At 69.7% G+C, this 12930-nt stretch carries 12 protein-coding genes; 7 read left to right on the top strand and 5 right to left on the bottom strand.

Features of this window, described 5'->3' with window-relative positions; translation table 11 throughout:
- Positions 1-532, top strand: a 532-nt coding sequence (locus Amac_RS50305; protein ID WP_155361522.1) for a transposase, incomplete at its 5' end; no start/stop codon positions are given.
- 106 nt (positions 533-638) lie between these two features.
- Here the strand turns inward: Amac_RS50305 and Amac_RS50300 are convergent.
- A complete protein-coding gene (locus Amac_RS50300) occupies positions 639-1127 on the bottom strand; it encodes a MarR family winged helix-turn-helix transcriptional regulator (protein ID WP_155361521.1) in 489 nt (162 codons plus the stop codon).
- Between the two features lie 89 nt (positions 1128-1216).
- Here Amac_RS50300 and Amac_RS50295 point away from each other — a divergent pair, with 89 nt between their 5' ends.
- Positions 1217-2284 carry an alpha/beta hydrolase gene (locus Amac_RS50295; RefSeq protein ID WP_155361520.1) on the top strand — a complete coding sequence of 356 codons (1068 nt, stop codon included), beginning with the start codon at positions 1217-1219 and terminating at the stop codon, positions 2282-2284.
- 7 nt (positions 2285-2291) lie between these two features.
- Here Amac_RS50295 and Amac_RS50290 read toward each other — a convergent pair whose 3' ends face one another.
- Positions 2292-2885 (bottom strand): TetR/AcrR family transcriptional regulator, encoded by a 594-nt coding sequence (locus tag Amac_RS50290; RefSeq protein WP_155361519.1) that lies wholly within the window; start codon positions 2883-2885, stop codon positions 2292-2294.
- 265 nt (positions 2886-3150) lie between these two features.
- Here Amac_RS50290 and Amac_RS50285 point away from each other — a divergent pair, with 265 nt between their 5' ends.
- Together Amac_RS50285 and Amac_RS50280 are read left to right on the top strand one after the other, a co-directional pair.
- Entirely contained in the window at positions 3151-3711 is a 561-nt protein-coding gene (locus Amac_RS50285; protein ID WP_155361518.1) for a hypothetical protein, read from the top strand.
- A gap of 213 nt (positions 3712-3924) precedes the next feature.
- Entirely contained in the window at positions 3925-4443 is a 519-nt protein-coding gene (locus Amac_RS50280; RefSeq protein ID WP_170323060.1) for an SLATT domain-containing protein, read from the top strand.
- A gap of 200 nt (positions 4444-4643) precedes the next feature.
- Here the strand turns inward: Amac_RS50280 and Amac_RS50275 are convergent, their stop codons facing one another.
- Both Amac_RS50275 and Amac_RS50270 read right to left on the bottom strand, forming a co-directional pair.
- Positions 4644-5327 (bottom strand): response regulator transcription factor, encoded by a 684-nt coding sequence (locus tag Amac_RS50275; protein ID WP_155361516.1) that lies wholly within the window; start codon positions 5325-5327, stop codon positions 4644-4646.
- Positions 5324-6553 carry a sensor histidine kinase gene (locus tag Amac_RS50270; protein WP_155361515.1) on the bottom strand — a complete coding sequence of 410 codons (1230 nt, stop codon included), beginning with the start codon at positions 6551-6553 and terminating at the stop codon, positions 5324-5326. The genes Amac_RS50275 and Amac_RS50270 overlap by 4 nt, the downstream gene beginning before the upstream one ends.
- A 201-nt stretch (positions 6554-6754) precedes the next feature.
- Here Amac_RS50270 and Amac_RS50265 point away from each other — a divergent pair, with 201 nt between their 5' ends.
- The 3 genes from Amac_RS50265 (at position 6755) to Amac_RS50255 (ending at position 11333) form a co-directional block, all read left to right on the top strand.
- On the top strand, positions 6755-7162 hold the full coding sequence (locus tag Amac_RS50265) for a DUF6220 domain-containing protein (protein WP_155361514.1): 408 nt from the start codon (positions 6755-6757) through the stop codon (positions 7160-7162).
- On the top strand, positions 7159-9102 hold the full coding sequence (locus tag Amac_RS50260) for a multicopper oxidase family protein (protein ID WP_155361513.1): 1944 nt from the start codon (positions 7159-7161) through the stop codon (positions 9100-9102). Before Amac_RS50265 ends, Amac_RS50260 begins: the two co-directional genes overlap by 4 nt.
- Positions 9103-9179: 77 nt before the next feature.
- A complete protein-coding gene (locus Amac_RS50255; RefSeq protein WP_218041757.1) occupies positions 9180-11333 on the top strand; it encodes an MMPL family transporter in 2154 nt (717 codons plus the stop codon).
- On the opposite strand, the gene Amac_RS50250 is transcribed toward Amac_RS50255, so the two are convergent.
- Positions 11334-12773: an ankyrin repeat domain-containing protein gene (locus Amac_RS50250; protein WP_155361511.1), complete on the bottom strand. Its 1440-nt coding sequence runs from the start codon at positions 12771-12773 to the stop codon at positions 11334-11336.
- Positions 12774-12930: the final 157 nt, after the last annotated feature.

Below are 12930 nucleotides of genomic sequence, written 5' to 3'. Positions count from 1 at the left end.
CACCGAAGCGCTGCGTGACGCCGTCTTGGGCCTGGCCGCCGTGCTCAAGGCACTTAACGCCGCGGTCAAGGACCTGGACCGCTCGTGTGCCGCCCACCTCGGGGAGCATCCGGACGGCGAGATCTTCACGTCGCTGCCAAGGTCGGGTCAGATCAACGCCGCCCAGATACTCGCCGAGTGGGGCGACTGCCGCCAAGCCTACGAGAGTCCCGACTCCGTCGCCGCCCTGGCGGGCTGCACCCCGGTGACCAAGGAGTCCGGCAAACATCGGGCCGTGCACTTCCGCTGGGCCTGCAACAAACGCTTCCGGCTCGCCTTGACGACCTTCGCCGACAACAGCCGGCATGCCAGCCCCTGGGCCGCGAAGATCTATGGCAACGCCCGCAAAGCGGGCAAGGATCATCCCCACGCGGTCCGCGTGCTGGCCCGCGCCTGGATCCGCGTGATCTGGCGCTGCTGGCTCGACGGTGTTGTCTACGACCCCGCCAAACACGGGGCCGCAGCGGCGCTCATGGAGCCGATCGCTGCCTGAGGTCATGGGGCTTCCTGGGTGTGAGGGGTCTCCGCGGTTTCGCGCGCTTGGCGCCCTCGGCCGAACGGGGCCAGGGCGGCCGCGATCCCGGCGTCCAGGGGAACCGTCACTCGCCTTCTCCTTGTGCTGGTTGTTTCGGTTCGAGGGGAAACTGCGCCAGGGCAGCGCGCATAGCCGGGGCAAGCCGGTCGACGGTGTCGGCGGGCACCGCGCCGGCGATCGCGGCATCGGTCTCGTCGATCACGGCCTGTCCGGCCAGCCGCAGCCGGTGGCCCTCGTCGGTCACCCGCAGCATCGCGGTGCGGCCGCGTCCCGGCTCGGTCGCGCGCTCGACGGCTCCGAGTCGCTCAAGGAGTCGCAACGTGTCTTGCATGCTCTGCGGCGTGACTCCAGCGCGTCGCGCGAGCTCGCTGTAGGAGATCCCGGGCTGGCGATGCAGGTGTCCCAGTGCCGAGAGGTGGCGCAGGGCGATGCCGTGTTCGCGCAGGCGGCCCTCGATGTGCTCCCTGACCCGCCGGCCCAGCGCCATCGCCAGGAACGCCACGCTCAGCGGAGGCCCGGGACGCAGGGCGTCGCCGCTCGTGCGCCCGCTCATGTCCTCGTCCCCTTGCTGGGTTCTGTGTCCACAAGTTACAGTCTGCCTGAAAGTGAGTTTCAGTCAAGCTGCAACTCAGCGGGGTGGAGATGCCGAACGCAACCCGAGTTCCGCTGTCGGTGCGGGCGCAGGAAGCCGCGGTTGGGCTGCTGAGCCGGTTGCCGACCGCGGTACGGGCGCGGATGGCGGGTCCGGAGGTCGTCGTCGACGACGCGCGGCTGGCCGTCGACGCCCGCTTGCTGATCCGGTCCCTGGGGGCCAGGAAATCAGCGCTCGTGGTCGACGACTCGCCGGAGCTGTCCCGCGCGGCGCTCGAGCGCAGCGCGCCGATGCTGCGCGCCGGCCGGCGCCCGTCGCAGGCGGTGGGAGTGTCCGACGTGCGTCTGCGCGGAGCGCAGGGGCTGCTGGACGCGACGCTGTACGTGCCGGCGTCCGGTCGTGACCGCTCGGGTGCACTGGTGTTCTTCCACGGCGGGGGCTGGGCGATCGGCAGCCGGGCCGGCTACGACCACGTGGGCCGATTCCTCGCCGAGCGCACCGGCCACCGGGTGCTGTCCGTGGATTACCGGCTCGTGCCGGAAGCCCCGTTCCCGGCGGCGGTGGACGACGCGCTCGCGGCTTTCGACGACACGGTCGCGCGTGCTCGCGAGTTCGGCGTCGACCCGGACCGGATCGTCGTCGGCGGGGACAGCGCGGGCGGCACCCTCGCCGCGGTGACCGCCCGTCGCGCCGCCGACCGCGGCGACGGCCCTGTCCCAGTGGGACAGTGGCTGCTGTATCCGGCCACTGATCTGGCGGCCCGGCATCCATCGCGTGACCGGTTCGGCCAAGGGTTCCTGTTGACCGATGAGGACATCGTCTGGTTCCAGGACCACTACGTGCCCGCCGGAGTCGACCGTACCGATCCGCTCGTGTCGGTGCTCTACGGCACGGTCGCGGCAGCGACCCCGCCGGCTCATCTGGTCACCGCCGGGTTCGACCCGCTGCGTGACGAAGGTGAGCGGTACGCGGAGAAGTTGCGGGCCGCAGGCGTGCCGGTTGAGGCGGTGCGCGAAGCCGACCTGCCGCACGGTTTCCTGCCATTCGTACATCTGGGTCCCCGCTTCGGCGAAGCCGTGTCCGCGAGCGCCGAGGCCCTCCGACGGATGCTGGACTGACTCGCTTTCAGCTGTAGTCGGTGGCGGCATAAACCTGCAGGAGCCTCTCGACTCCGCGCAGGAAGGTCTCGCAGATCAGCACCGGGTCGAACAGGCAGCCGGCGGCCATGGCGCCGTCGCGCATCATCACGAAGTGGCGGGCGGCGGGCTCGGCACCGGTCTCCTGGATCTTGGCCAGCAGTTCCGTGACGGTTTCCAGGAACCATTGGCGGTGGGCGAGCACGGCCTTGTGCACCGGGGACTCGGGGTCGGGATACTCGGCGGCAGCGTTGAGGAAGGCGCAGCCCCGGAAGCCGGGGAACTGGATGCTTTGGGCGATGGACTTGCTGAGGGCCTGGATGGTGTCGGCGGCCGGTGGTCCGGCGGCGACGGCCTCGTCCGCCTGACCCCGCATGGCCCGGTCGACCTCGTTCAGGTAGGCGAGGACAAGGTCTTCCTTGCCGGGGAAGTGCCGGTAGAGGGTGGCCCGCGTCACCTGCGCTTCGGCGACGATGCGATCGATGCCGACGGCGTGGATGCCCTCCGCGTAGAAGAGCCGGGTGGCCGCGTTGAGCAGCCGGGACCGCGCTTCGGACGGCCGGCCTTCGGATTGGCTGGACATACCACTCACCCTATGGGATAGAACGTTCGGTCTTGACAGTCTTCGCAGCAGGTTGCCATGCTGGGCCGAGACAGAACGTTCGGTCTATCTGGGGAAGCGCCTCCACCGGCACGAGCGAGGCGGCGGCCTGGCAGACCATCCCGTCCTGGTACCTGGTCAGCAGGCAGGACCAGGCCATCGCTGGTCGCCCACCTGATCGAGAAAGGCCGACCACGGGCCGCGCTGGACCGCTCTCCACATCGCTCATCCATTGAAAGGGAGCATCATGAGCACTATCGCTGCTTCGCCCGGTATTTCCGGGACCGCGTCCGCACTGCGGCGGCTGTACTTCGTCCGGTTCGCGTTCGCCATCGTCTGGGCCCTCGCGATGTTCACGACCGCCTCGAACCTGGGTCCGCTCGCGGTCACTCTGCTCGTGCTCTACCCGCTGTTCGACGTGGCCGCCGCCATCATCGACGCCCGCGCGTCGCGCGCCACAGGATCACCTGCCCTGCTGTACGTGAACATCGCGGTCAGCCTGATCACCACCATCGGCGTGGCCATCGCCTGCGCGTCCGGTATCCCGGCTGTGCTGCGCGTGTGGGGCGCCTGGGCAGTCGTGGCCGGGCTGGTCCAGCTGATCGTGGGCGTCACCCGCCGCAAGATGGGCGGCCAGTGGCCGATGATCATCAGCGGCGGCATCTCCGTACTCGCATTGGTGTTCTTCATCGTCGGCGCCTCCGCGGACAGCCCGACGCTGACCAACGCGGCCGGCTACGCCATCCCCGGCGGCATCTTCTTCCTCATCTCGGCCTTCCGTCTCGGCCGCGCCGCGAAGGGAAACTGACCAGCTCTGGATCCAGAACCAATTGGCTTGACCTCCTGGTTCTGCGCTGAGGTTTCCCACTAGCGCGATGGCATCGTCACGACCATCACCAGGGCGAGCAGCACCACAGCGGCCGTCGCGGCGAAGGCCGTAGCCCACGCCGATGCCGGAGTTCGGGCTACGCCACCCCCGTTGACTGTTCTCTGGCGGGGGGCAAGCCGATACGGTGCCGGGGTGGCAAACAGCGATGTGGATGGCCTACGCGATTCGTTCGCCGAGGAGTTAGACCGCCTCCAGCGCAATGTCGATGCTTCCGCGCGGGTCCAGTTCTTGCGAGCCAGGCAATGGGAGGGTTTCGGAACGCTGCTGAACGTCTTGACTGCCTTGCTCGCCGGCTTGGCCGGTGTGAGCACACTGACCGAGGTAACGGGCACCCTTCCGGCCGGCATTCTTGCGCTGGCCGCCGCCGCCCTGGCCGCCCTCTCGACGGCGGTGGGCGCTGAGAAGAAGGGGGCGGCGAGCGCGACGGCGGGCAATTCATACATCGAGGTACGCGATGTGATCCGGCACGTCCGGCTTTTCGATCTGCCGCGGCTGCCTATCGACGAAATTCGGGCTGAGCTCCTGCAGCTGACCGAGCGGGTGCACGCCATCAACAAGTCGGCCCCGATCGCCGGCGCGCTAGTTCGCCGAGCCATCCGACGGGCGATCCAACGCGAGGCTCAACCGGGAGCGGAAACCAGCACTACCTGAGCCCATCGCGGGCTCTGCTCGCCAAGTCCGAACGCTAGCCGCAACTCGACCGCGCTGACGTGGTTCCCGCATCCGCCGCACACGTAGTACCCGACAGTCGCGTCCCAGCGGAGTGTGCATCGGGACGGCAGGAGCAGAAAGTGGTGGACTACACGGGGACAGCAGCTTGAACCCGTGGCGGCCGGACTTGTGCTACGCGGTCACGCGTCAGGGGTGACCAGTCCTGTTTGGTAGGCGATGACGACCAGTTGCGCGCGGTCACGGGCACCCAGTTTCGCCATCGCGTGGCTGACATGGGTGCGCGCGGTGGCCGGGCTGAGGAAGAGTTCGGCGCCGATCTCGTCGTTGCTCAGGCCCCGCCCCACCAGTGCCAGCACTTCTCGTTCGCGCGCGGTGAGCACCGCGAGCCGGTCCTCCGCGGCGTTGGCTGCCGTTCGCCGCGCGGTGAACTGGCTGATGAGACGTCTGGTGATCCGCGGGGCGAGCAGGGCTTCCCCGGCGGCGATCACCCGGATGGCATGCAGGAGTTCGGCCGGTCCGGCGTCCTTGAGCAGGAAGCCGCTGGCACCGGCTTGCAGTGCTTCGAAAACGTAGGCGTCGGTGTCGTAGGTGGTGAGGATGAGAATCCGGATGCTCTCCAGCCCGCGCATCTCGGTGATCTGGGCCGTGGCCTGGATTCCGTCGACCTTCGGCATGCGGATGTCCATGAGGACGACGTCGGGGCGGGTGGCGCGGGCACACTCGACGGCTTCGGCGCCGTTGGTCGCTTCTCCGACCACGGTGATGTCGTCTTCGACGTCGAGCAGCAATTTGAATCCGGATCGCACGAGCTTCTCGTCGTCGGCCAGCAGTACCTTGATCGGCGCGGCGGATGCCGTGTTCATAGGCGCGACCCGGTCGGTGCGAGCGGCAGCCGGGCCGTGACCTGGAAACCTCCGCCCGGAGTCGGCTTGGCGTCGAGTTCTCCGCCGAGCAGTTGACAGCGCTCGCGCATGCCCAGGATCCCGCGGCCGACCTTGGCCGACGTGTCCGTGCCATTGCCGGACGGCCGGTCCGCGGAGTCACCGGATCCGGTGCGGCGGCCCTCGTCGGTCACCCGGATCTCCAGGACGTCGATCCCCGGGTTCAGCGCGACCGTCACCCGGGTCGGGCCGACATGACTGATCACATTGGTGATCGACTCCTGCAGAATCCGGTAGGCGGCACTGTCCACCGCGCTCGGCAACGGCGTCGCGGGCGCGGTCGCTTCGAGCGTGACGTCCAGTCCGGCGTCGCGTGCCTTGGCGGTGAGTTCGTCGATCTGTTCCAGGCCAGGATGTGGCACTCGGCCATCGTTGTCGTCACGGAGCACGCCGAGGATGGTTCGCATCTCCCGCAGCGCCCGGGAACTGGTCTGCTCGATCGCCTGCAACGCCTCGCGTGCCCGCTCCGGTCTCTTGTCGAGCACGTGCGCGGTGACCCCCGACTGCACGTTGATGATCGCGATGGCGTGCGCGACGGTGTCGTGGACTTCGCGCGCGATCCGGAGCCGTTCGGCGTCGACCCGCGCACGCGCTTCTTCCTCGCGGGTCCGTTCAGCCCGTTCCGCACGCTCCTGGGCTTCGGCCGCGATGACCCGCCGGGACCGTACGGACTCGCCGAGGGCCGCGCTCATGATCGACGCGCCGATGCGGAAGAACACCCAGCCGATGGCGGCGCGCGGCTCGATGTCGGCCGCTGCGAACGCCCACCCGATGGCGAGCACCGCGGTACCCACACCGGCGATCACCAATGACCGGCGCCCGTCACCGTAGGCGGCGAGGGTGTACAGGGCGACGAAGAGCCCGAGCCAGCCGGGCCCGTCCGGGAAGTCGAGACCGTAATACACCAGGCTGGCGAGTGCGGCGGTGACGAACACCGGAACCGGCCACCGGCGGCGGACGGCCACGACCAGGCCACTCACCACCAGCAGCGCCAATCCGAGGTTTCCGACTTCGGTGAGCGGACGCGGTGCCCCCTCGGCGGCGACGCGGGCGAGCGTGCCCTGCACCTGCATCACGGTGACGAAGAGCGCGATCACCACGTCTTGCGTCCCCACCCGCAGGCGGAACGGCACGCCGTGGTGTTTCATGCCGTGATCCTACTGTTCTCGCGTACGGACAACCCTCCGCCCAAACGCGCGACCGGCTACGTCGGCAGGCGTAGCGAGACACGTATCGGCTACGCCCAATTGCGTAGACGCTGTCATCCGCTGTCAGATGCCGCAGCGGCCGCACCGGCGCGACGATCGCCGCCATGAGCGATCACCTTCACCTATCTCAAGGAGCGCGCCATGCGTAGATCCTTCGCCGGCCTGGCGACCCTGCTGGTGCTGGCCGTCGTCGCGCAGTTCTTCCTGGCTGCCAGCGGTGCGTTCGACACGGCGCCCAACGAGGAGTCCTTCCAGCCGCACCGCATGCTGGGCGCCGGAATTCTCCTGCTCACGGTCCTGGTGACCATCGTCGCCGCGATAGCCCGGATGCCCGGGCGGCTGATCGGGCTGAGCGGCCTGGTCGCCGGGCTCGCGGTGGTCCAGTTCGTGATCGCGGCGATCGCCAAAGCGTTCGACGGCACCGCCGGCGAACTCGTCTTCGGTCTGCACGCACTCAACGGTCTCGCCATCATGACCGTGGCCAGCATGATCGTCCGCCAGGCCGGGCAGCTGTCCAGGCCGGCCGCACCCGCGCGACAGGCGCCATGACCACCAGGCTGTGCCTCATCCTGGATCACGTCGTCGCGCTGCTGGGCGTCGCCACGTGGTTCGCGGCCGGCGTCACACTGGCGCTCCGGCGCACCCGGCTGGCGTTCGCCGCCCTGGTCGCGGCGGTGCTCGTGACGCTTGTCCGGGTGATCACCGTGGTGATACTGGCCGGCCGGGGCTGGTGGTTCGTCCAGGAGAAGGTGCTGCTGGGGCTGCCGATGCTGGTGGCCGCCGGGGCCGGCGCCGTGCTGCTCGCCGGTCCGCGACTGCTCTCGGCGCTGCGGGGGCGCGGCGACGGTGGGTCGGCCGGCGGCGTGGTCTCGGTGCTCACCGCGGCTTACGCGGCGCTGGCCGGTCTTGTGGTGACCTTCCTGGTCGGCTACCCGCTCACCTTGAGCACGGCCTTGATCACGATCTCGCTGGTGTGCGCCGGCGCGTTGCTGACCGCGCGAGTGGTCGCGCCCGTCCCGCAGGTGGCGGAGGGCCGACGCGCGATCTCGCGCCGCCGGTTCATCGGCTGGACCGGTGGCGCGGCCGTGGTGACCGCGGCCGGTGCGGGCATCGGGCTGTCGTTCCGCCCCGCCGAATCGGTGACCAGCGGAGGCGGCCCTGGACGGTCGTCCAGAGCGGCCGTGTCGGTGGCCAACCTACGCGGCTCCGGCTCGCCGGCACCGGGTGGCACGGTGCGGCGGCTCGTGCTCACCGCGAAGAAGGCCACCGTACGGCTCCCGTCCGGACGAGAGATCGAGGCGTGGACCTACAACGGCGAGATCCCGGGTCCGGCGATCACGGCGACCCAGGGTGACCTGATCGACGTGCGGCTGCGCAATGCCGACATCGAGGACGGCGTGACCCTGCACTGGCACGGCTACGACGTACCGTGCGGCGAGGACGGCGCGCCGGGCGTGACCCAGCTGGCCGTGGGGCCCGGTGCGGAGTTCGTCTACCGGTTCCGCGCCGACCAAGTGGGCACCTACTGGTACCACACCCATCACGCGTCTCACCTCGGCGTACACAAGGGGCTGTACGGAACCCTCGTCGTAGAACCGCGCGACGGACAGCGGGCCGACGGGCAGGTGGACCTGACTCTGCCCGTACACACCTTCGGCGGCACCGTCGTGATCGCAGGCAGAGACGGCCGGACCGAGCACCTCGCACCACCGGGTACACCCGTGCGGCTGCGATTGATCAACACCGACTCGGATCCGCACCGGATCGTCCTGGCCGGAACCCCGTTCCGGGTGGCAGCCGTCGACGGCCGGGACCTCAACCAGCCCGGCGAGGTCAGCGACGTCGGACTGCACCTGCCCGCGGGCGGGCGATACGACCTGGTGTTCCTCATGCCGGACACGTCCGTGGCACTCGTCGTCGACGACGATCGTGACGGCGGACTGCGCCTGCATGGCGATGACCCCGGTGAAGCGCGCGTCGAGGACGACTTGCCGGAGCTCGACCTGCTGCGGTACGGGGCTCCGGCCGCCGTGCCCTTCGACGCCCGCGATGCCGACCGGCACTTCACCATGGTCCTCGACCGCGGCGTGGCCATGGTCGACGGCCGACCGGCGTATGCGCACACCGTGAACGGCCGAGGCCACCCCGCCATCCCCGGCCAGCTCGTCGCCGAAGGCGATGTCGTCCGGTTCACCGTCGTCAACCGAAGCCTGGAAACGCACCCCTGGCACCTGCACGGCCATCCCGTGCTGATCCTGTCCAGGGACGGGACGCCGTCGACGGGCAGCCCGCTGTGGGTGGACACATTCGACGTCCGGCCAGGCGAGACATGGGAGGTCGCATTCCGCGCGACGAATCCCGGCATCTGGATGAACCACTGCCACAACTTGCCCCACGCGCATCAGGGCATGATGCTGCGTCTCCACTACGACGGCGTCACGACGCCATTCGGCGGCTCGCACGGCGGAAGCCCAGGCCATGGCCACTGATCCAGCCCGCGCCGCTCACTCGCCCCGCTGCGACATGCGCTGATCCGTTTATGCGGCAACGACTTGAGGAGAAGATGATGACAATCGAGACCCCCCGTGCTGGTGGAGCTCTGGCGGGATTAGCCCGGTTCTGTTACCGGCGCCGTCGCCTGGTCCTGCTGACCTGGATCGTCGGCGTCATCGCGGTGGCGTTCGCCGGCTTCGGCTTCGGCGCCGCCTCCGACAACGATTTCTCCGGTGGAGACTCCGATTCCGCCAAGGCGCAGGTTCTGATCGAGAAGCACTTTCCCATGCAGCAAGGGGACACGCTGACTCTCGCGATCAAGGCAGCGAAGGGGATCGACGACCTCGCCGCCCGGCAGAAGATCGAGAAGGTCATCGCCGATTTGGACGCCTCCCCCATTACCGGGCCGGTGACCTCGCCGTACCAGGACGAGGATCTGGTGACGGCGGATCGTCGTATCGCCCGTGCGACCATCCCGCTGACCGCCAAGGATGTGGAGAAGGCCGAGGTCAAGCGCCTGGTGGACACGGTCAAGGGCGCCTCAGGTGACGGCGTGACGCTGGGGCTGGGCGGGGATAAGGCGGAAAAGGCCGAGACGCCCCCACAGGGCCCGGCCGAGAGCGTGGGCGTCCTGGCGGCAGCGGTGATCTTGTTCATCGCCTTCGGGTCGCTGGTGGCCATGGGCCTGCCGATCGTGACCGGACTGATGGCGGTCCTCGGCGGCATCGCCCTGATGAAGCTCGTCGGGTACGTGGTCCCGTCGCCGGACTTCACCGTGCTCGTCTCCGCGTTGATCGGGCTCGGAGTCGGCATCGACTACGCGCTGTTCATCCTGACCCGCTACAAGGACAGCCTGCTGGACGGCGACGAGCCCGAGAGCGCCACGGTCAAGGCCATCACGACCGCGGGTCACGCGGTGCTGTTCGCCGGCACGACCGTCGTGATCGCGCTGCTGGGCCTGATCGCCATGGGACAGAAGATGATGACCGGCGTGGCCATCGGCGCGTCGGTGACCGTGCTGGTGACGATGATCGCCGCGGTGACCCTGGTGCCGGCGCTCCTGGGCTTCGCCGGTCACAAGATCAACTCGCTGCGCCTGCCCCGGCGCACGTCCCGCCGGCACCGGGCCGACGATGTCCCGTCCCGGGAGCGCCGTTCCCCCGCCGAGCGCTGGGCCGGCGTGGTGCAGCGCAGGCCGCTGGTCGCCGCGATGCTGGCCGGCGCGGGCCTGCTGGCGATGGCCGCCCCCGCGCTGTCGATGCGGCTGAGCCTGCCCGACGCCAGCGTCCAGCCCCACGACAGGAGCAGCTACACCTCACACGAGATCATCTCCGAGGGCTTCGGTCCCGGTTACGGCGCACCCCTGATCTTCGCCGCCGAGGACGCCGATCTGCGTCCCATCGTCGAAGCGGTCGGGAAGACCGACGGCATCGCCTACGTCACCCAGCCTCGGGTCAGCGATGACGGGCAGGCCGCCACCTTCATGGCCTTCCCCAAGACCGGATACCAGGAGGAGGCGACCGCGGACCTGGTGCACGAGCTCCGCGACGACGTGCTGCCCAAGGCGCCCGGCGGCGCGGAGGTCTACGTCGGCGGCCCGAACGCCGGCGCGATCGACTTCGCCGAGGACACCGGCTCGCGCCTGCCTCTGATGATCGCGGTCGTCATCGTGCTGTCCCTGGTGCTGCTGATCGTGCTGGTCCGGTCGGTCACGATCGCGCTGCAGGCCGCCGTGATGAACCTGCTCTCGATCGGCGCCGCCTACGGCGTGCTGGTCGCGGTCGTGCAGTGGGGATGGCTCGGCTCGGCCCTCGGTTTCCCCACCGACATGCCGATCACGACCTGGGTGCCGATGATGATGTTCCCGCTCCTGTTCGGCTTGTCGATGGACTACGAGGTCTTCCTGATCTCGCGGATCCGTGAGGAGTACGAGCGCACCGGCGACACCCGGCGGGCCGTCACGCACGGGCTGGCGCGGACCGCCAAGGTCATCACGGCCGCGGCCGCCATTATGATCGCTGTCTTCACGACCGCCCTGCTCGGCCCCGACGTCTCGGTCAAGCAGATCGGCCTGGGCATGGCCGTCGCCGTGTTCGTCGACGCCACCATCATCCGGATGATCCTCGTCCCCGCGGTGATGGAACTGTGCGGCAAGGCCAACTGGTGGATGCCCGGACGCCGGGCACCGAAGGCCACCTCGGCTGCACCGGCCAGGGTCAGAGTCTGATTACTCCAGACTTCGCAAGTACGCCGCCACGCGGTGCTTGCCGCCGTACTCGGCCCAGCCGAGTGGGGTCGAGTCGTGCTCGGTGTCCTTGATCGTTGGGTCGGCGCCGAGCTCGATCAGTGTCCTGGCCGTCTCCACGTCGTCGTTCCAGGCGGCGGCGTGCAGCGGGGTGGATCGACGCAGGTGGTTCACGTCGAAGCCGAGGCCGGCGAGCAGGCGCGCCGCCGCGGGCTTGCGCTGCTCGGCCGCGCTGGTGATCAGTTCCGGGGATCGGGCGAACGCTCGCGTCAGCGGTTCTGGGCCGAATCCGGCCACGGCGTCGGCGTCGGCGCGCATGCAGGCGGCGGTGAACGCGTCCGTCTCCGCCAGGACCGCCGAGGCGCCTGCCGCGGCGAGGAGCTCCGCGACCTCGGTGTGCCCGTTCAGCAGGGCAAGCTCGTAGGGGGTGCGCCCGCCGTACGCCGGGTGCTCGCCCAGGCCGTTGACCTCCGCGCCGTGCGCGAGGAGCAGCCGGGTCCGCCGCGGGCCGCCGCGCAGCGCGGCGGTGGCCAGTTCCTCGCGCAGCAGCTGCTGCGGGGACTGCAGCGTCGGGCCCAGCCGCGCGTGCCACGGCCCGACCTGGCCGCGGCCCAGGCCGAACTCCAGCAGCAGCTGAAGGTGGGCGGTGTCGTCGGAGAAGGAGCCGCCGAGCCCGAGGTTGTACAGGGTCTGGCTGTCGTTGGGGTCCGCTCCGGCCGCCAGCAGCAGCCGGGCCAGCGCCAGGCCCTGCGGATGGGGTGGCTGGTCGCCCTCGCCGCCGCCGAACGCGCCGGTGAGGGCGGTGAACGGCGAGGTCAGCCCGTCCCACAGGAATCCGGCGTTCGGATCGGCGCCGTGGTCGAGGAGGAGCCGGGCCGCTGCCATATACCGGCCGGGAGCGGCAAGACGCGCGTAGGTCAGGTACAGCAGCGGCTCCCACCCGAAGGGGCCGCCCTGCGCTCTGGCCAGCCCCGGATTCTCGGCCAGCGCGCCGGCCAGCGCGTCGTCCGAGCCGGTGGCCGCCATCGTGAAGACGTTCGCGGTGGACAGTTGCGGATGCCGGGCCAGCAGCAGGTCGGCCTCCCCCGTCCGGCCCGGGTAGTCGGCGCCGTAGGTGAGGCAGGCCAGCCGCAAGAACTCCTGCGGCAGCTCTTCGGTCGGCGCGACCTGGTGCGGCGAGCGGGAGTACCGCTTGACGGTGCCGATGTGTTCTTGCAGCCTGGGCCAGCTCGCGAAGCCGTACATGCGGGCTGTGACGAGCTGCGCGTCGGACAGCTTGAGCGTCTGCGGCGGCCGGGGATGGAACTCGGTGACGAGCCCGAGCGCTTCGGGAACTCCCGCCTTCACATACTGAAGGAGTGTTTTGGCCTGTTTGCGGAGCCGCTCGATGCTGGGGTTGTCGGGCAGGCGATGGATAGGCACCAGAGCCTCATTTCCGTCTGGCCTGGTGTCCGCATGAGCAGGCCGGAAAAGAGGTCGGGCCGGGTCGTTCGATGAGCATCAGGTGGGCTTGGCCCTTCCCGCGGACCGGGGGCGTCCTGCGCGCGCTCCCCCAGCCTACGCCGAACGCGGCGGTCAA

Origin of the sequence: Acrocarpospora macrocephala, assembly GCF_009687865.1 — a bacterium.
Lineage (GTDB): Bacteria > Actinomycetota > Actinomycetes > Streptosporangiales > Streptosporangiaceae > Acrocarpospora > Acrocarpospora macrocephala.
Note: the sequence above shows the minus strand (reverse complement) of the source record. Positions and strands in the feature narration are given on the sequence as shown.

Coding starts and splice junctions, on each gene's coding strand:
- Amac_RS50265 (WP_155361514.1), top strand. CDS start 6,755: ATGCGTAGATCCTTCGCCGGCCTGGCGACCCTGCTGGTGCTGGCCGTC.
- Amac_RS50285 (WP_155361518.1), top strand. CDS start 3,151: ATGAGCACTATCGCTGCTTCGCCCGGTATTTCCGGGACCGCGTCCGCA.
- Amac_RS50295 (WP_155361520.1), top strand. CDS start 1,217: ATGCCGAACGCAACCCGAGTTCCGCTGTCGGTGCGGGCGCAGGAAGCC.
- Amac_RS50255 (WP_218041757.1), top strand. CDS start 9,180: ATGACAATCGAGACCCCCCGTGCTGGTGGAGCTCTGGCGGGATTAGCC.
- Amac_RS50260 (WP_155361513.1), top strand. CDS start 7,159: ATGACCACCAGGCTGTGCCTCATCCTGGATCACGTCGTCGCGCTGCTG.
- Amac_RS50270 (WP_155361515.1), bottom strand. CDS start 6,553: ATGAAACACCACGGCGTGCCGTTCCGCCTGCGGGTGGGGACGCAAGAC.
- Amac_RS50275 (WP_155361516.1), bottom strand. CDS start 5,327: ATGAACACGGCATCCGCCGCGCCGATCAAGGTACTGCTGGCCGACGAC.
- Amac_RS50290 (WP_155361519.1), bottom strand. CDS start 2,885: ATGTCCAGCCAATCCGAAGGCCGGCCGTCCGAAGCGCGGTCCCGGCTG.
- Amac_RS50300 (WP_155361521.1), bottom strand. CDS start 1,127: ATGAGCGGGCGCACGAGCGGCGACGCCCTGCGTCCCGGGCCTCCGCTG.